Source organism: Pseudarthrobacter sp. AB1, from assembly GCF_014926485.1.
Lineage (GTDB): Bacteria > Actinomycetota > Actinomycetes > Actinomycetales > Micrococcaceae > Arthrobacter.
In genome coordinates this window covers 44,970-65,054 of record NZ_PZKO01000018.1, presented here as the reverse complement: position 1 = coordinate 65,054, position 20,085 = coordinate 44,970, and the positions used below count along the sequence as shown (strand labels likewise).

Sequence of the window (20,085 nt, the reverse complement as noted above, 5' to 3'; positions counted from 1 at the left end):
CCCTGCTCAGGGGCTCCCCACGCTTGCACAGAAACGAGACCCCACCTTCATGACTGCCGCGACCGCCACCACGGCCGACACCTTCCGGCCGGCCCTGCACTACGCCGCCCGGAACACCTGGCTCAATGACCCCAACGGCCTGATTTTTCACGAAGGCGCCTACCACCTCTATTACCAGAACAACCCACTGGATAACGTCTGGGGCAACATGTCCTGGGGACACGCCACCTCCCCGGACCTGACCACCTGGACCGAACATGCCGTCGCCATCTCCTGTGATGAGGAAGAAGACATCTTCTCCGGCAGCATCGTCTTCGACCGGGACAACACCAGCGGATTCGGGACCGACTTGGCCCCACCCCTGGTGGCCGTCTACACCAGCGCCTTCAAATCCGGGTCCGCACACGCTGGTCTTCAGGCCCAGTCCCTCGCCTACAGCCGCGACGGCGGCTACACCTGGACCAAGCACACGGCCAACCCTGTCCTGAACCGTGGATCCACCGAGTTCCGCGACCCCAAAGTCATCAGGTACGACGGCGCCGCAGGCAGTTACTGGGTCATGGTCGCCGTGGAAGCGACGGACTTCCAGGTGGTGCTCTACAAGTCCGAGGACCTGGAGAAGTGGGAGCTAATGAGCACGTTCGGCCCGGCCAACGCCACCGGTGGCGTGTGGGAATGCCCGGACCTCTTCCCGCTCCCCGTCGACGGGGACCCGCAGAACCTTCAGTGGGTACTCACCGTAAACCTCAACCCGGGCGGCCCCAACAACGGCTCCGCCGGACAGTACTTCCTAGGGGACTTCGACGGGACCACGTTCACTTCGGCCAGCACCGTGACCGAAGGCCTCCAGGACCCGGACCGGCTGGGCGAGTACCAGTGGCTGGACTGGGGCCGGGACTACTACGCTGCAGTCTCCTTCAGCGACGCCCCGGACAACCGCCGCCTCATGATCGCCTGGATGAACAACTGGGAATACGCGAACCAGATCCCCACGTCGCCCTGGCGCAGCCCCATGACGCTGGCCCGCGAAGTATCCCTCCGCACTGTTGACGGAAAAGTGCGACTGGTTCAGGAGGCCGCCGGAGACTTCACCTCAATTTCCGACCCGGCCCGAACCTTCACCCTCAACGCAACGGAAATCGCCGACGGTACCCACATCCTGGACGGTGCAGCGGGGAGCGTCCAACGCATCGACATCACGCTGACGCCTGGGAGCGCCACCGAATTCGGGCTTGTGGTCCGCGGTGACGGCGACCAGGGAACCCGCATCGGCATCAGGCCCGTTGAAGGCACCCTCGTTGTTGATCGGCGCGGTTCCGGGCAGACAGGTTTCCACGAAACTTTCGCCTCCATCGACACCGCGCCTATCCGGGCCATCGACGGTGACTACCAGCTCACCATCTTTGTGGACCGCTGCTCCGTTGAGGTCTTCGCCCAGGACGGTCAGGTCACCATGACCGAATTGATCTTCCCGGCACCCACCAGCACCGACCTCGCGGTCTATGCCCTGGGCGGTACGGCTACGGTCATCAACATGGACGTCATTCATTACGCCTGACCTGGGCAGCGGATCGAATCCTTCCCGCATTTTCAGGCGGGCTGGAAGGCTCCGACGCTCAGGAGGGCGATGTTTGCGTTGCTGCACGCGCTGGTGGGCTGCGGCAGGAACAACGACGCTGTGTCTTCCGGCGGGTAGATGCGGTAACCGGCCGCGTCCGTCAGCGTGCAGTCGCTGTAATTCGCAGCCTGGGTGTAGCGGAGGACGGCGGTTCCGGTCTGGTCCGGCGCGAGCAGGACGTCCGCTACGGGGGTGGTTTCGTCGCGGGTCGCCGCCGCGCCAATCGGTGCACCGTCGGCGCCGGCGGTCAGCGAAACCCCCGGGTAGCCCTTGAGCAGGCAGGGCGCCGTGCCCGTGTTCGTGAGGTTCAGTTTCATGTAAACGCTGCCCGCCGCGCCCCCGCCGGACGCATCCGTAGCAGCCGACAGTGTGGCCGCCTTGCAGAGCGCAGGACCGGCCGGGGTGGTGGCGGACGACGACGGCGACGGGGACGCGTCCGGAGACGCCGGCGTGCTGGACGGGCTCGCGGAGTTGGTACCCGGCACCGTCGTCCCCTGCGTCTGCGGCTGGCTCGGTCCGCAGGCGGTGAGAAACAGCGCCGCCGCCGCGACCGCCGTCGTAATAACAAACCCTTGTGAAATGCGCTGAGACGTCATGGCACCACCTTTGTTGCTGCTGTGACGGGAGTCAACGCTGCCACGGGCCTGCAGGAGGATTTGATGCCCGGATCGTGATCATCCGGGCATCAAATCCGGCGATGTTACGCGGCGGATTCCTGGCGGCGCTTTGAGCTGCTGCGCGCGAAGGCCACCCCGCCCAGCGCGAGTCCGCCCAACCCGGCAGCAAGCCCCGCCCAGCTGCGGGCGTCCGCACCGCTGTCGGTCACCGCAGCCACCTGCTCGGCGGTGTGGGCCGTGGAAGCAGCGGCGCCGTGACCGTCCGCGCTGGCCGCCTCGGTGATGGTGATGGACGGGGCCGGTGCCTTGAGGGAGTGCGGGTCCTGGCCGTCCGTGGCGATCTCCGACCAGTCAGTCTGCCCGGTTTCGCACGACTGCAGGGTGGGGAAGTAGAGCGTGGTGCCGGCCGCGTCAGGCAGCTTGACCGAAAGCACCAGGGCATCACGCAGCTCGTGCTCCAGCGGGGCTTTGGCCGTGTACACAATCTGGCTGGTCCGCTTGGAGATGGACGTGCCGTCGGCCAGTTTCTTCGGCTCGGCGAGCTGTTCGGTCACCTTCTCCACAGTCCAGTTGGGGTTCACCGTTGGCTGGGCGTCGTTGAGTTCGGCCGGCAGGGTGATGGCCACTTTAGTGGTGTCGGACTCCTCGCAGCCGTGCGGGATTCCGAAGGTCAGCAGGGCGTAGGAATTGGCGTCAGTTTTGTTCGGGGTGACGCCGACGTGGGCCGACGCGCCTGCTGCTGCGGCCAGGATCAGGACAGCGGCGCCGCCGGTGGCTGTTGCGGCGGTGAGGGTACGGCGAAGGAAGGTGGTGGTCATGGGGTTGCCTTTCGGGCGCACGCCGCATGGGAGCGTGCGGAAGTACGGGTGGGCCCGCGCCTGCGGAAGTGCGGTGCGGGAGGGGTCAGGAAAGTACGACGGCGGAAGGCGGGCCGCGTCGGCTGTGTTGCCTCAGGTTCCGCCAGGGGCGGAGGGGTAGAACCGCCAGTGGGCCGGGCACCGCACGCGGCGTGCCGGCGTCGGGCGTTACCGCTTCCGGAAGCCGGACGAGGGGCTTCAGCCACGCGGCCAGAGCCCACAGCGCGGCTTCACCCTTGGCAAGCAGGAGGGCGCAGGCGGCGGTGGCGAGTGCGTGGGTCAGGAGCATCAGGATGCCCGTGGAGCCGGAATCATTGATGTGTCCGGCAGCTGCCATGACAGACGCGGCGGCGCCGGAGAAGTGCGCGTTATGGAGCCCTGCGGCAGCACCACTCACAGCCGTGCCAGACGAACTGAAAGCCGTGAAGGCTTCGTGCAGGATGAACTGGCCCGCGCCGAGGACCGTGAGCATGGCCGGAAAATTGAGCCGCAGCCTCGTGGCCGTGGTGGCCGTCAGTACGGTCATTGCGAGCACGGCCAGCAGGATGCCTGGGGCGGGAAGGTCTCCGCCGCCGGCCACGTGGGCGCCGGCGGCAAGAGTCAGGACTCCCATGGAGAGGGACGCGGCGCGAAGGAAGTGGAAGGGTGGCCGGGCGTGGTCACAACGCACGGATCCTCCTTATTTCGGTCGCCGGTGACGGTGTTCAGTCGCGTTCTTCGGCGACGGTCAGATTCTACCGGCCTTTGGGCGGGCCACTGGCGTGTGCCGGGCCGTGCAGCGCGATCACGTTGGATGGGAACTCTGTGGCGTCGGATGGCTGGTCCGCGAGGTTGAGGAAACCTATGGCCAGGTCGAGGCACTGGATGGCCACCGGGGGAAGGCGGTAATCAGTCGCGGCCTCCACCAATCCCAGTTCGGCCAGCAGAGATAATTTCTGCTGTGCCTCCAGGGCAGCAAACGATGCGTAGATCTCCTCAAGTGCCATGTCTTCGAGCTCGGTGTCCTCGATGTCCGGGTCCTGCAGCAAGGCGCCCTCAACGTCCGGCAACGCCATCCGTTCGAGTTCCGCCACAGGCATTGGTTCATAGGTAGTGCCATAGGTGAGGACGGCCAGCAGCGTCCCGGCGACCGCTTCTTGGCCCCACCCCCGGTCCGGGTCTGTGAGTACGCCGACAAGGAGGACCACCGAAAGCATCCGGCGGATGTCCAGCCGTTCCTTGATCCGGGTGCTGTTCCAGGCGGCCACCTCCGGGCCGGGAATGGCCTTGGTGGATCCGAGCGTGACCAGGCCTGCCCCCACCAGGGCTGACCAGATCTCGCGGAGCACCGGTACGTCGTGCATGGTTCCGACTTCGAGCAGTGTTTCGGGCTGGCTCTTGGCAGTTGCCAGATCGAAAAGTGGCTCGGCTCCACTGGCGCCACGCTTCCCACGGGCCTGGACTCCTGCGGCTGCGGCGGCCGGCTCGATGTGCTTCAGGCGCAGCGCGCCCGTACTGGTGATTTCCCTGCCGGTTCCGATCCACTCAAGGAGGGCCGACGCGCGCTGGATCAGCGGCATGGCATTGAAGGCCGCCTCCTGGTGGTCGTCGCTGAGGTCAGGTACCTGGATAGCCGGCAGTTGCGGGACTGCCGCGGCGATACCGTTTCCCAACACTGAATGGAGTTCCTCATAGGCGACATCCGTGCCGGTCCAGCGCCCGGTCCCGTTCAGGAAATGGATATACGAGTGAAGGGCGAAGTAGATGTCGTCGAAGGCCTCATCCATGTCGTCGGGGTCCAAGGACGCCGCAATTGCTCCGGCCGCCTGCTCCAGGCTTTCACTGTCGATAGCTGTGGCCGAACTCGAACCGTTGATGGCGTGCTGCGACGTGAGGAAGAGTTTGACCAGCTCAAGACACTCGAAGGCACCGGCAGGATCAGGGTCTTCCGTCGCGTGCCATTGAATGAAGTCATGAGCCATCGAATCAATCACCCGGTGGTTCAGGACCAGCTGCAGGGGCATCTTGGGGGCCGAGGGTACGGCCTTGAGGTGCCGCCGGTCCTTGTTTCTGTTCTTGGATTTGCCGGTCTTTTTTGTCAAGGATTGCCTCCGGTGTCAACGGGCGCTCGCCCCAGGTTCGCTGCCTGGGATAACCGCGGATGTATCGAGCTTACAAAATCGCGGTGCCGGCGAGCAGTTCGGCGAGGACGTCCGCGGCCGAGTCATGCCGGATCAGCGCTGCGGACTGCCCCGCCCAAAGCGACATGAGGTCCGTGTTTCCTTGGGCGGCTGCCTCCGGCCGGAAGCGGCCGGTGAGCCAGTTCTGCGCGGGGAACGGGGCTATTCTTCGCTCCGGGATTCCAGCCTCCGAGAGCCCAGCCTTTGCCACGTTGGCCTCTGAGAGTTCGGCGATGATGCGGTTGGGGATGCCGCGGGCAAGCCGTCCGCTGAGGGCACTTGTCAGCACGGTTTCCCGCGCGGCGGGGCTGTGGAGGACCGCCCGGTACGCAGGCACGGCCGCGGATTCCCGAGTGGCAAGGAACGCCGAGCCCACCTGGACCGCGTCGGCGCCAAGGGCCATGGCGGCTGCATAACCGCGGCGGTCCGCGATTCCCCCGGCGGCGATGACCGGGATGGTGACGGCATCGGCCACCTGGGGAACCAGTGCAAAAGTTCCGATCAGGGACTCCTCGGCGGGCTTCAGGAACGAGACGCGGTGGCCGCCGGACTCCATGCCACTTGCGACCACGGCATCCACTCCACCGGCTTCCAGGGCAACGGCTTCCGCCACGGTAGTGGCGGTTCCCACCACGACTATGCCTCTCCGGTGCGCTGCCTCGATCAGTTCCGGCGCGGGCACACCGAACACAAAGCTGACGACGGCGGGACCCGCCGCCAGCGTTGCCTCCACCTGCTCTTCGTAGTCGGGCAGGAAGCGGTCCGGCATGTGCGGAAGCGGAAGGGCCAGTTCGTCGAAGTACGGCTTCAGGGTTTCCAGGTACCGGTCGAAGGCCGCTTGGGGGAGCGAGGTTGTTTCGTTGCCGGTAGGAATCCAGAGGTTGAGGGCGAACGGCTTCGCCGTTGCCTTCCGCAGCTCAGCCACTGTGTTCCGGATGGCGTCGGCGCGATAACCGTACAGACCGTAGGAACCCAGTCCGCCGCCGTCGCTCACCGCTGCAGTCAGCTCCACGGAAGAGACCCCGCCGAAAGGGCCCAGCACCACCGGAACGTCCGTACCGAACAGAGCGGTAATGCGGTTTGGCCGGGGAGAAGTGCGGTGTTCCGGCGTCATACGGCGGCTCCTGAAAGGTCGGCGGTTTGGCTTCAGGACCCAGTCTCGCAGGGCTGGGTGCTGCTGCCCAACCTGTGGCCGGGGAGTCAGTCTGTTTCCGGGCCTGAGCAGTAGTGGCAGTCGTCGGGGCACGTATCGGTCACGTCTGGCTCCGGAGGAGTTCGAGGCAGTCGCTGACCCGGTCGCTGACCGGGAAGAGTATGCGGCCGCCGAATAGCGCGATTCGTCGTCGAAGTCACGGTTCTTCCTTAATGCATCGGGTGCCGGTCAGGCGTGCCGGTTCAATTCATCCAACCCGAAGGGCCCTGGTCAGCTCAATGGAGGATGTGACCACGCTTGCCACCCCCGTTTGTGCAGGCATCCAGTAGGGCCATGTACCGCGACATAGGGCGGGTACTAGACTGCTGGCGTAAGTCGCCAACCACCTCAGGGAGCACACGATGAACTACTCAGGAACTGGCAACGAGAAAGCCACCCCGGCCAGCGAACTCAACAGGACCCATGTGGGTCAGACAGTCAGTTTTGAGCCGGACGAATTCACACTGGTGTTCGGAAAAATCGCGGCCATCGCGCGCAAGGAAGGCAGCGTGACCATCGCTTTGCAGGGCGTTGAAGGAAGTGGCGGTCTGCAGTCCAGCTACAGCCTCCCCGGCAGTCGGCACGTCTATTTGCAGCCGGACATGCTCACTAATACCGAGTCCACCATCAAGGACCTCTTCGGCAAGGTCCAGGAAAACCTGCGCGGCGGCCACAAGGGCGATGACAGGACGGACAAGCTCTAGCTGGGGAACTGTCCGTCGGGTACAGCAAAGGTCCTTGCCTTCTAAGACGGGGAGGGCACAAATTGGGCTGGGCGTAGGGTGGAAGTTAGACGGAAGGAGCACTTCATGAAGAAAATCCTCATGGTACTGACCAGCGTTTCCGAGATTGGCGATACCGGAGAGAACACCGGGTACAACGTGGCCGAAGCTGCACATCCTTGGAAAGTCTTCAAGGATTCCGGTCATTTCGTCGACTTTGCGTCCATCCAGGGCGGCCAGCCCCCGCGCGACGAGGTGGACTCAAAAGATCCCATCCAGGTTGCCTTCACGGAGGACGAGACCACGCGCGCCGGTCTATACAACACTGCCCGCGTCGACGTCGTTGATCCCGACCAGTACGACGCCATCTTCCTTGTGGGAGGCCATGGCACCATGTGGGACTTCCCGGACAGCGAAGGCTTGCAGAACCTTGTAGCCGGTGTCTACAACGCCGGCGGCGTGGTGGGCGCTGTCTGTCACGGACCGGCCGGACTGCTGAACGTTGAGTTGGCCAACGGCTTTCGGCTGGTCGAGGGCAGGAAGGTCGCTGCTTTCACCAACGACGAGGAAGTTGCCGCAGGAAAGGACAAGGTCATCCCGTTCTTTTTGGCCGACCGGCTTGAGGAACAGGGTGCCACCCACGTCTCCGCTGGTGTCTTTGAGGAAATGGTCGTGGTCGACGACCGGCTGGTGACGGGTCAGAACCCGGCCTCAGCCGCTGGCGTGGCCAAGGAGATGGAGAAGCTCCTGGCAGAGGTCATCCACCAGGAAAAAGCCGAGGAGCAGCACGAGGCGGAGGCGCTGCGCGCCGAAAAGGACGCCGAGAAGAGCGCCAAGAAGGCTGCTGCGGCAGGCACCGAGCACTAACGCCCGCAGCGCGCTGAAACTTGGAGGCCGCCCCGCCGACGGGGCGGCCTCCAACCGGCGTACACGCGCCGGCGACCATACTGTCCAGCGCATCGCGGTCCTGCTTCAGGTTCCGCGCTCCACGATGTACGGCATCCTCAACAAATCAAGGGGCCAAGTTTGGGGCAAAACAAAACCCCTGCTTCCCTTTGTTCATAAGGTAAGCAGGGGTCTTGCCAATTGGCGGTGACGGTGGGATTTGAACCCACGTTGGCTTTGACACCAAACAACATTTCGAGTGTTGCACCTTCGGCCGCTCGGACACGTCACCAACCTGAATAGGTTACCGGAGCATACCGCCCATCCACAAAACGGCATATGTTCAGCCCCTCATGGCGAAGGGACACGTAGCGGAGCTCCAGTGTGAAGGGGCAATTGAGCCCCACTCTTTCAGCTCGAACGGACAGTTGAGGGCCTCCAATGCAGCGCCCTCGAAGTGCTGCACGGTTAGGGGCTGCGGAAGGCCGCGGAGTTGTCCACATAGACCTTCAGCCTGGCCGCTATTGTCAGACCCTCACGGGATGATTTGAGTATGGATAGCAGAGCAGCTGTGGCGACGGCGGAGGCCCTTTCGGTGTCTTTCGGGGAGCTTGCTGCAGTGCTCCGTGAAGCTTCCGAAGGCTCCGCTGCGTGTGCTGATCCGCTTCGCCGTAGAGCTGATGTTGCCCTGAAGGCCTTGGCCGCCGTCGCCTGCGGGGAGGCGAAACTGGCTGCCCTGAAGGTGCATGCGGCCGCAGGTTATGCCGCCGCTGCCGAGGCCCTTGCGGGCCCTTCCGCGTCGCCGCAGGACCATGCCGGTCAGGAGATGGCTGTGATCGCTGAGGTCGCGTGCGTGCTGACGGTCAGCGAACGCTCCGCCGGTGCTCTGCTTTCTGAGGCGCACGCGCTGACCACGGCCCTGCCGTTGACGTTCGCGGCGTTGCAGGCCGGGACGATCTCGTGGCAGCACGCGAGGATCATGGTCGACGAAACCACCAACCTAAACCCCGCGGGAGCGCAGGCGTTGGAGGCACATTTCCTGGACCCCCACGTGGTGAATCCGGCACGTGGCCCGGCCGGTGAGCTCATCCCCGGCCGGTTCCGGCACAAGGCCCGCACCTGGCGGGAACGCCATCACCCGGTCAGCATCGAACAACGCCACCTACGTGGTGTCCAGGACCGGCGGGTGGAGTATGCCCCGGACCGCGACGGCATGGCCTGGCTCTCCGCCTACCTCCCCGCCGATCAGGCCGCCGGGATCTGGAACCGGACCACCGCCGCAGCCCGAGCGCTGCAGGGACCTCATGAGGACCGGACCCTCAGCCAGCTCCGCGCAGACACCGTCGCGACCTGGCTCCTCGGCGCCAACACCACCGCCGCCGCCGGAACCGGTGATGAGGGTAGGGAAAACAGCGGCGACGCGACCGGCGAAACGAGCGGTATCGGCGACACGGGCCTGGTCGTGAGCGGCGGTGTTCCCTCGCCCCGGGCACAGGTCCTCATCACCGTGCCGGTGTTTGCGCTGCTGGGCCTCACGGATGAACCTGCCATGCTCGACGGATACGGCCCGATCCCGCCGTCGATGGCCCGGCAACTGATCGCCGACGGTGCGGAGTCCTTCCACCGGGTCCTGACCGACCCGCGGGACGGTGCACCCCTGGAGATCGGGCGGACCAGCTACCGGCTCACAAAAGCCCAACGCCAATGGCTCAGACTTCGCGACGGGAAGTGCCCGTTCCCCGGCTGCAGCAACCACTCCCTCGACAACGAAGCCGACCACATCCTCGCCTGGGCCCACGGCGGCACCACCGGCATCTCAAATCTCGGCCAGCCCTGCCACAAACACCACAGACTCCGCCACACCACAGCCTGGACACCCACTGCGGCTACCAAAAACCAACCACCTGGCTGGACATCACCCACCGGACGCCACTACACCAGCGAACGGCAGGACTGGGAACCACCCCACTGGCCACAACAACAGTCGGGAAAATGGTCAGCGCTGGCGCCCCGTGCAGATTGAGGAGTGCCCGAAGCCGAAATTCCGGGCGAACCCGTGGGGGCGTTCCCTTTCCCGAACTTCATGGTGCTGACCTTCAGCTGCCCGACAATGAACCGCCCGACCATTCCCTGTTCGCGGAGGCTCTTCCCGGCGGTCCGCTGCCCGAAGTCCCCCACCGAACTGGGACTTCTCCCTCACTGACCGCAGCAACGTCTGACCACCAACCCTAAAGAGAATGCAGGGTTAGGGCCGTGGCAGGGCTATAACGCGGGCGGGGTTAGGGCTGGCAAGGCTGAGGCGGGCAAAACAGGGCAGCCTCCCATCAACAGTGCGAACGGACAGTTACGGCCCCGATTTCAGGGCTCCAAGTGTCATCTCGCACGGAGTGGGTGTCGCGGAGAGCCCCCGCGGACTAGATTCATAAGCAAGATGGCTAACTCAGGCAAAGAGGCACAGGCAACCGCGTACTGGACTACGGGGCCGAAACACGGCGAGCTTCGGAACGAGGCTCTGCACGCCCCCGGGCCCGGCGAAGCTTTGGTCCGCACGCTGTATTCAGGCATCAGTAAGGGCACGGAAATTGTGGTCCACACCGGCTCCGTCCCACCACGCGTGGCCGAGGAGATGCGCGCGCCGCACCAAGAGGGCACCTTCCCGTCGCCCGTGAAGTTCGGGTATCTTTCGGTGGGCATTGTGGAGGAGGGGCCCGAAAACTGGGCGGGGCAGAAGGTCTTCTGCCTCAACCCACATCAGGACCGCTACGTCATTTCCACGGACGCCCTCACCAGGATTCCCGACGGCGTCCCGGCCCGCCGTGCCGTCCTCACAGGCACTGTGGAAACTGCCGTCAATGCCCTCTGGGAAGCCGGACCGAGGCTGGGGGATAGGATCGCCGTCGTCGGCGCCGGTCTGGTGGGCGGCATGGTGGCCACGCTCCTGCGCACGTTCCCGCTGGGACGCCTCCAACTGGTGGACCTTGACCCGGAACGTAGGCACCTGGCGGACAAGCTTGGCGTGGGGTTCGCCCACCCCGATGATGCCAAATCGGACTGCGACATTGTATTCCACTGCTCTGCGTCCCAGGAAGGCCTCGAACGCAGCCTGCAGCTGGCCGGCTATGAGGGGGAGATCATCGAGATGTCCTGGTACGCCAACCGCAAGGTCACGCTGCCGCTGGGTGAGGACTTTCATGCACGCAGGCTCTCCATCCGGGCCAGCCAGGTGGGAGTGGTTGCCCGTGCGCGGCGCCACCGCCGGACCACGGCCGAGCGCCTGGAACTGGCTGTTGAGCTCCTCAAAGACCCGGTCTTCGATGTCTTCCTCACCGGCGTCTCTCCCTTCACGGACCTCCCGGCAGTAGTCCAGAACCTGGCAGACGGTACGCTCCCAGCCCTGTGCCATGTGATCGAATACCCTAACGCTGACAGCCTTGGAGCGTACAACCCCGGGCACGACAGCCCGGCAGAACCGGCCCCAAAGACAGGAAGTAGCCAGTGTTCAGCCTGACCGTCCGACGCCACTTTATGATCGCCCACAGCCTCCCGCGGGAGGTATTCGGCCCGGCCCAGGCCCTCCACGGGGCGACGTTCGTGGCGGAGGTGACATTCCGCCGTCGTGCGCTGAACCAGGACTCGATCGTCCTGGACATCGGGGCTGCGGGCGGCATAATCGAGGACGTGCTGTCCGGCCTCAACTACAAAAACCTGGACGAACATCCGGACTTCGTGGACAGGCTCAGCACCACCGAGGCACTTGCCGAGTACATCGCCCACGCCGTCGCAGCCAGGCTCAAGGATGATGACGACGGCCGCGGGCTCGCGGGAATCGACGTCACCTTGCGCGAAAATCCGGACGCCTGGGCAGCCTACGTATACGACCTGTCCGCCTGATCCCATGCTGGTCAGGTTCCTGGTCCCCGCCAACATCCGCCACAACTCCGGCGGCAATGTCTACAACGCGTGGCTCACCCGAGGCCTGAGAACGCTGGGCGTTTCTGTGGAGACTCTGGTGGTGGAGGGTTGCTGGCCGGAGGCCAGCGCCAGGGAACGACGGCGGCTGGGCGGCCTGCTGGGCGCCTGGGACCCAAAGGTGGACTTACGGCAGGCGGAGGTCGCTCCGGAAACGGTCACCCTCGTGGACGGACTGGTTGCGTGCGGCGCCCCCGACGAACTGGAGTACGCCGCGGCTGCCGGACAACACGCCTGGGTCCTGCAGCACATGCCCTCGCCCAGCCACGCCGACGGCGAAGGGCGCGCGCTCCGGGCGGCTGCCGGAGTGATCTGCACGAGTTCGTCCGCCGCGGCCTCGGCGTCGGAAAAGCACCGGCTCCCAGCCAGCCGGGTTGCCCTGCCCGGGACGGACCCCGCACCGGTGGCGCCGGGTTCGGCCCCGCCACACATCGTTGCGGTGGCAGCGCTGCTGCCCAACAAGGACCAGCTGCTGACCGTGGCGGCGCTGGCCAGGCTCCAGGACCTCGCCTGGACAGCGTCCCTGATCGGAACCGACGACGCCGACCCCGCCTATGCGGCACAGGTCCGGGCAGCCATTGCCTCCTCTGGATTGGAAGGCAGGGTGCGCGTGACAGGCCAGCTCGCAGGAACGGCCCTGGCGGACGAGTGGAACCGGACGGACCTGAGCCTTCTTGTGTCCCGGGCCGAAGCCTTTGGGCTCGTGGTGACGGAATCGCTGGCCCACGGCATCCCTGTCATTGTGCGGGAGGGAACCGGTGCCGTGGACGCGTTGGGCCTCGCCGGGGGAATCACCGGCAGGCTCGCGGGAAAACCGGGGGTCGGGCGTGGTGGTGGGCTGAGTGGCGAACGTGATGGCGGGACATATGCGGTGCCAGGTGCCGCCGTCGGGCTCGTCGAAACAGTAGACAGCGGACGCGAAGACCACCGTGCGGACGTGCTCGGTTCCGTAATCCGGCAGTGGCTGGTGGACGAATCTCTCCGCGCCGCCTGGCGTGCGGCTGCCCTCGCTGCACGGGAACGGCTGCCCGGCTGGGACTCCACGGCCCGGAACGTCCTTGAAATCCTCGGTGGATCTGCTGAACCAGTGACTGCCGAAGGGAACCCTATCGCCACGGGGACGGCCGGTGGACAATAAGCCATGACCACGCTCCCGAGCTCCGCCACCGTCTTGATCCCACCGGCCGTGATCCCACCGGCAGTAAGCCACGATGCCCCGGATCCGCAGGTGCTCACTCCAGAGTTCCTCAGGGCATGGGCCTGGCACAAGCAGGGCCTCGATGGCACACTGCTGGGCGCGGACGCCGCCGACGTGTTTGGCAGGGCCGGCTGGGCCCGTTCCGTCGGCGGAGCCAACCCCTACCTCACGCTCTTTGCCCGCGCCGGCACCAGCCGCGCGCAGGCGGATGCCGACGTCCTGTCGCTGAAAATCCATGAGCTGCCCACCGCCCGAGGCTGCACCTATGTGCTGGGACGGGATGACTTCGCGTGGGGCCTCCAGATCGGCCGGGACGCCGCCGTGGCGCCGTTCCGTGTGCTGGCAAGAATGGGCGTTGAGCGCGGCGAGATCACGCTCCTGGAGGAGGAAATCCTCCACGCCCTGGCCGAGGCCGGCAGCCCGCTGGACCCCAAACAGCTCAAGGACCTGCTGGGCGATTCGGTCCGGAACCTCGGCGAGGAGGGCAAAAAGAAAGGCGCCGCCACCACGTTGCCAACGGCACTGGGCCTCCTCCAGGCGGACGGCCGGATCCGGCGCATACCTGCCAACGGACGGCTGGATCAGCAGCGCTACGGCTACACACTGTGGGGTCTGCCGCGCACCGCCATGGACGGCGACGCCGCACGCAGCCTCCTGTTGCAGCGCTACCTCGGCTGGACTGGCGGTGCCACGGTCAAGCAGTCGCAATGGTTTACCGGGTTCACCCTGGCACACACCAAGGCGGCGTTGGCCGCCACCGGCGCGGTGGAGATTCCCACCGCCAACGGCGAGGTGCTGTGGGTGCTGCCCGACGACGTCGGACGGCTTGCGTCGTTCGAGGCGCCGGCCGAGGAACAGATTCAGCTGCTGGCCGGCACTGACTCGTTGGTACTGCTCCGCAGGAACTCGGGGGATCTCTTTGCCGAGCAGGACAAAGGAAAGCAGGTCCTGGGGTCCACGTTGGCGTTGCAGGCTGATCTGCCGGACCACCCCATCTTCGACCGCGGCCGGATCATCGGACTGTGGCAATACGATCCGGGGGAAGCCCGGATCGCCCATTGGCTCTTTGGCGGGGCCACGCCCGCAGTATCCCGGCGCATCGGCGAGGTAGAGGCCTGGATCCGGGAGGAACTGGGCGACTTCCGCTCCTTCAGCCTGGACTCACCGGCCTCGCGCCAGGACAGGATCGACGCCCTTGATGCCGCCGGCTAAGCCGCGTTACTGCTGGCTGCGGTGCGCTGCGAAAAAGTCCCTGAGGACCGCTCCGCACTCCTTTTCCCGGACGCCGCCGTACACCTCAACCCAGTGGTTGAGCCGGCGCTCGCGGAGGATGTCGAACACCGAGCCCGCAGCTCCGGCCTTCTCATCCCAGGCGCCGAAAACCACGCGGGGAATCCTGGCCAGCACCACCGCGCCGGCGCACATGGCGCACGGTTCCAGGGTCACCACCAGTGTGCAGTCCGCCAGCCGCCAGCCATCCCCGGTGCCGCCGTCGAACTTGGACAAGGCACGCAACCTGTCCGCAGCCTGGCGGATGGCCACCACCTCGGCGTGGGCGGTGGGGTCTCCCAACTCTTCCCGCTGGTTCCGTCCGGAACCGAGCACGGCGCCGTCGGGCCCTATCACCACTGCGCCGATGGGCACGTCATCGGTGGCCAGGGCGCGCCGGGCTTCGTCGAGGGCAAGACCCATCCATTCGAGGTGGTTCTTTCCTACAGCGGCCATGGCTCAATGATAGTTTCGAGAGATATCCATCCTTGACACCCACCGACGCCAGGAGGAACTCGTGGACGGCGATACATTCAGCGGCCGTGTAGGCCAATGGTTCAAGCCGTATGCCGCCTTGTGGCTCACCATGCTGGTGGGTGGTCTGCTGGTGGTTATCTTGGCACTGCTGGGTGCTGAGGTCTACGACAACGTAGTGGATGACGCAGGACTGGCCTCGTTGGACCTGCCCGCGCTGGAGCTGTCGCAGAGCCTGCGGAACCCGGCACTGGATGCCGGGGTAACCGCTTTTACCAACATCGGCGGGGGCATCGGCATGCCCATCCTGGCCAGCTTACTGACCGGCTGGCTGACGTTCCTGAGCCGGACCTGGCGGCCGATCATCCTGGTGGGCGGGGCCGCGGCTGTCTCCACAGTGGCTACCACGGTGGGCAAGCGCCTGGTTGGCCGTACCCGCCCGGACCACTCCGAAGCGGTCCCGCCGTACGAGACTTCGCCGTCCTTTCCCAGCGGACACACCCTCAACACGACGGTGGTGATCGGTGTCGTGCTGTACGTCATGTGCCTCCAGTTCGAAATGCTGTGGGCGCGCATCTCGGCCATCAGCGCCGGGGTGATTTTCATCATCGCCATGGGCCTGAGCAGGGTGTTTCTGGGCCACCACTGGCTGACGGATGTGATGGCCGGCTGGTTCCTGGGCCTTGCCTGGGTGGGCATCGTGATCCTGGCGCACCGGCTGTTCCACGTGCTGCGGAAACGCGAGCACGCGGGCCCGGCACCGACGTTCGAACACCCCGTCCTGCGGGATGATCCGTCGAGCTGATTCCCGGCCGGAGGCTGCCCGCGTGGGTGATAGTTTTGACGCATGCGCACTCTCGTTGTGGACCACCCGCTGGTCGCCCATAAGCTCACCGTCCTGCGGGACAAGAACACTCCGTCGCCGGTCTTCCGGCAGCTGACGGAAGAGCTGGTGACCCTCCTGGCCTACGAAGCCACCCGCGAGGTCCGCACCCAGCCGGTCACAATTGAGACGCCGGTCAGCACCACCGTGGGCACCGCTTTCACCAAGCCCACGCCGCTGGTGGTTCCCATCCTGCGTGCCGGGCTCGGCATGCTCGAGGGCATGACCAAACTGGTCCCCACCGCTGAGGTGGGTTTCCTGGGCATGGCCCGCGACGAGGAAACTCTGGACATCATCACCTACGCGGAGCGGCTCCCGGAAGACCTGACGGACCGGCAGATTTTTGTGCTGGATCCCATGCTTGCCACCGGCGGAACCCTGCGCGAAGCCATCAAGTTCCTGTTCAAGCGCGGCGCGTCAGACGTCACGTGCATCTGCCTCCTGGCCGCGCCGGAAGGCCTGGCCAAGCTCGAAGAGGAACTCGCCGAGGCGAACGTCACCATCGTGCTGGCGTCCATCGACGAACGGCTCGACGAGAAGTCCTACATTGTTCCGGGGCTCGGCGACGCCGGCGACCGCCTGTACGGCATTGCCGGCTAGTGATGGGCTGCTCCAGAATTTAGGTCTTCCGCATTCCCGCCGCCGCAGTTAACCTGCGGCCCATGGAAGGCATCCGCTTCGTCCAGCTGACCCCGCCGGGTTCCGCCTGCTCCATCTGTCTCGGCGAGGGCCTCAATGACGCCCCTCCAGGCACGGCGCCAAGCCTGCAGATGGTAGTCAGTGACATCCAGGGCCGCCCACGACCTCCTCAAGGGCAAGGGGGTGGAGGTCAGCGACATTGACGTGCAGGACTGGGGGCACTTCGTCTACTTTGCGGATCCCGACGGCAACAAGTGGGCGGTGCAGTACATCCCGGGCCGTGACGCCTAAGCCTGTGGCGTGTGAGGCAAAATAGGCAGCATGAACATCCCCGCACCTGCCGCCACGCGAACACCTGCCGCCACACGAACACTGACCTGTCGTGCCGTCCTTTTCGATATGGACGGCACACTGGTGGACTCCACGGCAGTGGTAGAAGAGGTATGGGGAGAATTCGCAGCCCGGTACGGTCTGGACATCGCCGAAATCCTGCGCACTTCGCACGGCATCCAGGCTGCGGATACCGTGCGCCGGTTCGCGCCCGCCGGAGCTGACGTTGTGGCGCTCACTGCCGAACTCGGCGCCATGGAAAGGGTGCGGACTTCCGGTATCGTCGCGTTGCCGGGGGCTGCCGAGCTGCTTGGCAGCCTCCCGGCCGAGGCCGTGGCACTGGTGACCTCAGCGGACAGGACCCTTGCAGACATCCGCATGGACGCCGCGGGACTCGCCATGCCAGCCACGGCCGTGACGGCGGAACTGGTCACACGGGGCAAGCCGCACCCGGAAGGGTATCTGAAGGCAGCCGGGCTGCTGGGCGTGCAGCCGGCGGATGCCCTTGTGTTCGAGGATGCACCCGCCGGAATCGCGGCCGGTGTTGCTGCGGGGATCCGGACTGTGGCCGTGGGCCCCAACACGGGCGAATTGCCGGCAGGAGTGCTCCACATCCCGGACTACCGTGCAGTGACAGTCTCCGTGGAACCGGACGCTGCGGGCCGGCAGATCATTTCTTTCCGGCTTTGACGCCAGCCTTTAACGCCGGCCCGGGGGACTCGAGTCGGCCTAGTACCAGTTGTGCGACAGGTGGAAGTTCAGGGCGCCGCACGGTGACTGGTAGCGCTCCTGGATGTAGTTCAGGCCCCAGTTGATCTGCGTGCGGTAGTTGGTGAGGTAGTCCCCGCCGGCGCTCGCCATCTTCTCAGCAGGCAACGACTGGACGATGCCGTACGCGCCGCTGCTGGCGTTGGTGGCCGTGGTGGTCCAGTCGGATTCCTTGGTCCACAGCGTCTGCAGGCACTGCATCTGGTCAGCGGACCAGCCGTAGGTCGCCAGTTGTCCGGCGGCGTAGGCTTGGGCTCCTGCGGGGTCGTTGACGGCCACAACAGGTGCCGGGACAGGCTCGGGAGCCGGTGCCGGGGCGGCCTCCGGGGCTGGGGCGGGTGCGGGTTCGGCAGCCTGTGGCGCTACGTTGATCTCGGCCGGTGCAGCTTCCGGCTCGGCCGGGGTCTGGATCTGGGCTGCTTCGAAGCTCAGCGTCGACTGGGCGCTGGCTTCTTCGGCGGACTGGTCCGCGCTGGCTGCAAGCGACGCGGATTCGGAAGCGTGTGCTGCGGCGCTGACGCCGACCAGGATGGCGCACGCCGTCGCAAACACGGCGACGCGCTGGCCCACGGAGGGAATCCGGGCTTCCTTGGACAGTGGGGACATAGCTGCACCGACGCGGGTCTGCTTGCGGTGGCTGCCGGACTTTGGGTCGCCCTGCGGGCGTGTTTCTACCTTGAATTCAGACATGATGGATCGCCTCTCACACCTGCGGAGTTAGCTGTCGGGTTCGGATGAGGGCATCCGGCCACACGGCACAATCACGTGTTGGCTTAACCCCAAAGGGCTCTTGGTGCCCGGGACGGTGGGTCCCCCGCCTCTGCCTCTGAAAACGGAATCCGGGAAGCGGCAGAGCTTGGCGTCATCCGGATATGCGGCCCAATCGGGATCCGCACCTTTTCTACGGTACAGGAGCTGGACGCTTAAGTCTCATTTTGGTAACAGGAGTCACGACGATGGCGTGTCGCCTTGCGGCATTCGGGATTCGGCTGCGCGTGCCGCGGCACCGGCAGGAAAGTGTAGGGCGAACTCTGTCCGCCCGGCCCGCGATGTCACTGCCACGCTCCCGCCGTGGGCCTCCATGATGGACTGGACAATGGACAGGCCCAGGCCGCTGGTGCCCTCCGACGCCCCGGCGCCCGAGGCCGGTGCCGTGCCCTTGCGGGCCGCGTCTGCGCGGGCAAACCGGGAGAAAACGTGGTCCACGAACTCCGCAGGGATGCCGCCGCCGTCGTCCGTTACCGTCACCACTGCGGCGCCATCGTCAGACTTCGTGACAGCGGTGACCACTGTGGTTCCGGGTGGCGTGTGCTTGCGCGCATTGGAGAGCAGGTTGACCAGCACCTGACGCAGTTGGGAAGCATCACCGGTGACGGCGAGCGGTTCGTCAGGCAGTTCAAGGCGCCAGCGGTGGTCCGGAGCTATGACTTTCTCGTCACTGACGGTTTCGATCACGAGTTGGGTGAGATCAACTTCGCTGAGCTTAAGGGGCTGTCCCTCATCGAGCCGGGCCAGCAGGAGCAGGTCCTCCACCAGGGTGGTCATGCGCTCGGACTGGTTCTGGACACGGGCCAGGGACTTCCGGCCGTCCGGTGTGAAGTCCTCGGTCATCCGCATCAGCTCCGTGTATCCGCGGATGGCGGTAAGCGGCGTGCGCAGTTCGTGGGACGCGTCTGCAACGAACTGCCGCACTTTGGTCTCGCTCCGCTGCCGCGCCTCGAGGGCACTGGCCACGTTGTCCAGCATCAGGTTGAGGGCGTGCCCTACGCTGCCCACTTCGGTTCCGGGGTTGGAGTTCGACGCCGGGACGCGCACCGCGAGTGCCACCTCGCCCGCGTCCAGCGGGAGCCGGGCCACCCGGGTTGCCACCTCGGAAAGCTGCTCCAACGGCTTCATGGTGCGCCGGATGAGCACGGTTCCTGCCAGCCCGATCAGCGCCAGGCCACCAAGGGAAACGAACACAAAAGTCCAGACCAGCGACGCCAGCGTGCTCTCCTTGGCAGCGAGCGGAAGTCCCGTGACCAGGACGTCGCCGTAGCCGGTTTCCACGGCCACAATCCGGTAATCCCCGTGGGACAGCGAACGGTCCACAGGAAAGCCGTTCCGGGTCAGCGCCAGCAGGGTTTGCTTGTCTTCCGCGTCGAGCGCCAGGCGTGTTGTGTCCGAGTTCAGGAAGCCGCCGCTGGGGATCTGGCTGTCCAGAATCCGCGCATTCAGCGTTCCCACGCTCTGCCCGCGGGCGTCGAGCGGGTCTGTCCGGCCGTTGAATCCGCCCAGGCCCGGACGGCCAGGACCGTTCGAAAGTTTGGCGGCCTGGCTCAGTTGTTCATCCAGCTGGCCGGTCAGAAAGGAGTCCATGGAAGCGTAACTGAACAGGCCCACGGCGCCGCAGATGGCAACCAGCAGCGCCATGGCCAAGAGGATCAGTCGCGTGCGCAGATGCCACGTGTCAGGTTTCAGCCAACTCCGGGCCGGTGTTGGGGTTGCTCGCGGTGAGGACACGGC

19 protein-coding genes, 1 tRNA gene, 1 pseudogene and 1 riboswitch are annotated in these 20,085 nt (G+C 65.7%); of the genes and pseudogenes, 12 read left to right on the top strand and 9 right to left on the bottom strand.

Translation table 11 applies throughout. The annotated features are described in order from the left end of the window. Positions 1-49: 49 nt before the first annotated feature. A complete protein-coding gene (locus tag DAD99_RS05500) occupies positions 50-1,558 on the top strand; it encodes a glycoside hydrolase family 32 protein (RefSeq protein ID WP_193340682.1) in 1,509 nt (502 codons plus the stop codon). 32 nt (positions 1,559-1,590) lie between these two features. On the opposite strand, the gene DAD99_RS05495 is transcribed toward DAD99_RS05500, so the two are convergent. From DAD99_RS05495 to DAD99_RS05475, 5 genes are all read right to left on the bottom strand, one after another. After that, entirely contained in the window at positions 1,591-2,214 is a 624-nt protein-coding gene (locus DAD99_RS05495) for a DUF4232 domain-containing protein (protein ID WP_193340681.1), read from the bottom strand. 104 nt (positions 2,215-2,318) lie between these two features. Then, on the bottom strand, positions 2,319-3,053 hold the full coding sequence (locus DAD99_RS05490) for a YcnI family protein (protein WP_193340680.1): 735 nt from the start codon (positions 3,051-3,053) through the stop codon (positions 2,319-2,321). Positions 3,054-3,138: 85 nt separating this feature from the next. Next, positions 3,139-3,762: a hypothetical protein gene (locus tag DAD99_RS05485; protein ID WP_309233207.1), complete on the bottom strand. Its 624-nt coding sequence runs from the start codon at positions 3,760-3,762 to the stop codon at positions 3,139-3,141. A 64-nt stretch (positions 3,763-3,826) separates the two neighbouring features. Beyond that, positions 3,827-5,173 carry a hypothetical protein gene (locus DAD99_RS05480; RefSeq protein ID WP_193340679.1) on the bottom strand — a complete coding sequence of 449 codons (1,347 nt, stop codon included), beginning with the start codon at positions 5,171-5,173 and terminating at the stop codon, positions 3,827-3,829. 70 nt (positions 5,174-5,243) lie between these two features. Beyond that, positions 5,244-6,365, bottom strand: a complete 1,122-nt coding sequence (locus DAD99_RS05475; RefSeq protein ID WP_193340678.1) for a nitronate monooxygenase family protein — start codon at positions 6,363-6,365, stop codon at positions 5,244-5,246. A 440-nt stretch (positions 6,366-6,805) separates the two neighbouring features. Here DAD99_RS05475 and DAD99_RS05470 point away from each other — a divergent pair, with 440 nt between their 5' ends. Next, positions 6,806-7,147 (top strand): hypothetical protein, encoded by a 342-nt coding sequence (locus tag DAD99_RS05470; RefSeq protein WP_185262540.1) that lies wholly within the window; start codon positions 6,806-6,808, stop codon positions 7,145-7,147. A 105-nt stretch (positions 7,148-7,252) separates the two neighbouring features. Next, complete coding sequence (locus tag DAD99_RS05465; protein ID WP_193340677.1) at positions 7,253-8,032, top strand: type 1 glutamine amidotransferase domain-containing protein; 780 nt, start codon at positions 7,253-7,255, stop codon at positions 8,030-8,032. A 220-nt stretch (positions 8,033-8,252) separates the two neighbouring features. Here DAD99_RS05465 and DAD99_RS05460 read toward each other — a convergent pair. Continuing rightward, positions 8,253-8,342: transfer RNA gene (locus DAD99_RS05460), tRNA-Ser, on the bottom strand. Positions 8,343-8,603: 261 nt separating this feature from the next. Here DAD99_RS05460 and DAD99_RS05455 point away from each other — a divergent pair. From DAD99_RS05455 to DAD99_RS05435, 5 genes are all read left to right on the top strand, one after another. Then, positions 8,604-10,073 (top strand): HNH endonuclease signature motif containing protein, encoded by a 1,470-nt coding sequence (locus DAD99_RS05455; protein ID WP_193340676.1) that lies wholly within the window; start codon positions 8,604-8,606, stop codon positions 10,071-10,073. Positions 10,074-10,481: 408 nt separating this feature from the next. Then, positions 10,482-11,558: a zinc-binding alcohol dehydrogenase gene (locus DAD99_RS05450; RefSeq protein WP_227007697.1), complete on the top strand. Its 1,077-nt coding sequence runs from the start codon at positions 10,482-10,484 to the stop codon at positions 11,556-11,558. After that, on the top strand, positions 11,546-11,941 hold the full coding sequence (locus tag DAD99_RS05445; RefSeq protein WP_193340675.1) for a 6-carboxytetrahydropterin synthase: 396 nt from the start codon (positions 11,546-11,548) through the stop codon (positions 11,939-11,941). The genes DAD99_RS05450 and DAD99_RS05445 overlap by 13 nt, the downstream gene beginning before the upstream one ends. A gap of 4 nt (positions 11,942-11,945) precedes the next feature. After that, a complete protein-coding gene (locus DAD99_RS05440) occupies positions 11,946-13,157 on the top strand; it encodes a glycosyltransferase (protein ID WP_193340674.1) in 1,212 nt (403 codons plus the stop codon). Between the two features lie 3 nt (positions 13,158-13,160). Next, on the top strand, positions 13,161-14,429 hold the full coding sequence (locus tag DAD99_RS05435) for a DNA glycosylase AlkZ-like family protein (RefSeq protein WP_193340673.1): 1,269 nt from the start codon (positions 13,161-13,163) through the stop codon (positions 14,427-14,429). A gap of 6 nt (positions 14,430-14,435) precedes the next feature. Here the strand turns inward: DAD99_RS05435 and tadA are convergent, their stop codons facing one another. After that, complete coding sequence (tadA, locus tag DAD99_RS05430) at positions 14,436-14,942, bottom strand: tRNA adenosine(34) deaminase TadA (RefSeq protein WP_193340672.1); 507 nt, start codon at positions 14,940-14,942, stop codon at positions 14,436-14,438. A 130-nt stretch (positions 14,943-15,072) separates the two neighbouring features. Between tadA and DAD99_RS05425 the strand changes: the two genes are divergently transcribed. The 4 genes and pseudogenes from DAD99_RS05425 to DAD99_RS05410 all read left to right on the top strand — a co-directional run bounded on the left by DAD99_RS05425 (position 15,073) and on the right by DAD99_RS05410 (position 17,502). Continuing rightward, on the top strand, positions 15,073-15,765 hold the full coding sequence (locus tag DAD99_RS05425; protein WP_193340725.1) for a phosphatase PAP2 family protein: 693 nt from the start codon (positions 15,073-15,075) through the stop codon (positions 15,763-15,765). A gap of 42 nt (positions 15,766-15,807) precedes the next feature. Continuing rightward, on the top strand, positions 15,808-16,443 hold the full coding sequence (gene upp, locus DAD99_RS05420; RefSeq protein WP_056342624.1) for a uracil phosphoribosyltransferase: 636 nt from the start codon (positions 15,808-15,810) through the stop codon (positions 16,441-16,443). A gap of 56 nt (positions 16,444-16,499) precedes the next feature. Continuing rightward, positions 16,500-16,773, top strand: a pseudogene (locus tag DAD99_RS05415) (VOC family protein); the annotation flags it as partial. A 30-nt stretch (positions 16,774-16,803) separates the two neighbouring features. Continuing rightward, positions 16,804-17,502 (top strand): HAD-IA family hydrolase, encoded by a 699-nt coding sequence (locus DAD99_RS05410; protein WP_193340671.1) that lies wholly within the window; start codon positions 16,804-16,806, stop codon positions 17,500-17,502. 39 nt (positions 17,503-17,541) lie between these two features. On the opposite strand, the gene DAD99_RS05405 is transcribed toward DAD99_RS05410, so the two are convergent. Together DAD99_RS05405 and DAD99_RS05400 are read right to left on the bottom strand one after the other, a co-directional pair. After that, positions 17,542-18,270: a hypothetical protein gene (locus tag DAD99_RS05405; RefSeq protein WP_193340670.1), complete on the bottom strand. Its 729-nt coding sequence runs from the start codon at positions 18,268-18,270 to the stop codon at positions 17,542-17,544. Positions 18,271-18,275: 5 nt separating this feature from the next. Then, positions 18,276-18,452: riboswitch (cyclic di-AMP (ydaO/yuaA leader) on the bottom strand. 76 nt (positions 18,453-18,528) lie between these two features. Next, positions 18,529-19,992: a HAMP domain-containing sensor histidine kinase gene (locus DAD99_RS05400; RefSeq protein WP_193340669.1), complete on the bottom strand. Its 1,464-nt coding sequence runs from the start codon at positions 19,990-19,992 to the stop codon at positions 18,529-18,531. Positions 19,993-20,085 lie beyond the last annotated feature (93 nt).

What these genes read in the sequence shown, in the direction of transcription:
- upp (WP_056342624.1), top strand. Translation starts at nt 15,808, where the DNA reads ATGCGCACTCTCGTTGTGGACCACCCGCTGGTCGCCCATAAGCTCACC.
- DAD99_RS05455 (WP_193340676.1), top strand. Translation starts at nt 8,604, where the DNA reads ATGGATAGCAGAGCAGCTGTGGCGACGGCGGAGGCCCTTTCGGTGTCT.
- DAD99_RS05490 (WP_193340680.1), bottom strand. Translation starts at nt 3,053, where the DNA reads ATGACCACCACCTTCCTTCGCCGTACCCTCACCGCCGCAACAGCCACC.
- DAD99_RS05405 (WP_193340670.1), bottom strand. Translation starts at nt 18,270, where the DNA reads ATGTCTGAATTCAAGGTAGAAACACGCCCGCAGGGCGACCCAAAGTCC.
- DAD99_RS05440 (WP_193340674.1), top strand. Translation starts at nt 11,946, where the DNA reads ATGCTGGTCAGGTTCCTGGTCCCCGCCAACATCCGCCACAACTCCGGC.
- DAD99_RS05425 (WP_193340725.1), top strand. Translation starts at nt 15,073, where the DNA reads ATGCTGGTGGGTGGTCTGCTGGTGGTTATCTTGGCACTGCTGGGTGCT.
- DAD99_RS05500 (WP_193340682.1), top strand. Translation starts at nt 50, where the DNA reads ATGACTGCCGCGACCGCCACCACGGCCGACACCTTCCGGCCGGCCCTG.
- DAD99_RS05465 (WP_193340677.1), top strand. Translation starts at nt 7,253, where the DNA reads ATGAAGAAAATCCTCATGGTACTGACCAGCGTTTCCGAGATTGGCGAT.
- DAD99_RS05470 (WP_185262540.1), top strand. Translation starts at nt 6,806, where the DNA reads ATGAACTACTCAGGAACTGGCAACGAGAAAGCCACCCCGGCCAGCGAA.
- DAD99_RS05475 (WP_193340678.1), bottom strand. Translation starts at nt 6,365, where the DNA reads ATGACGCCGGAACACCGCACTTCTCCCCGGCCAAACCGCATTACCGCT.
- tadA (WP_193340672.1), bottom strand. Translation starts at nt 14,942, where the DNA reads ATGGCCGCTGTAGGAAAGAACCACCTCGAATGGATGGGTCTTGCCCTC.
- DAD99_RS05495 (WP_193340681.1), bottom strand. Translation starts at nt 2,214, where the DNA reads ATGACGTCTCAGCGCATTTCACAAGGGTTTGTTATTACGACGGCGGTC.
- DAD99_RS05400 (WP_193340669.1), bottom strand. Translation starts at nt 19,992, where the DNA reads ATGGCGCTGCTGGTTGCCATCTGCGGCGCCGTGGGCCTGTTCAGTTAC.
- DAD99_RS05435 (WP_193340673.1), top strand. Translation starts at nt 13,161, where the DNA reads ATGACCACGCTCCCGAGCTCCGCCACCGTCTTGATCCCACCGGCCGTG.
- DAD99_RS05410 (WP_193340671.1), top strand. Translation starts at nt 16,804, where the DNA reads ATGAACATCCCCGCACCTGCCGCCACGCGAACACCTGCCGCCACACGA.
- DAD99_RS05450 (WP_227007697.1), top strand. Translation starts at nt 10,482, where the DNA reads ATGGCTAACTCAGGCAAAGAGGCACAGGCAACCGCGTACTGGACTACG.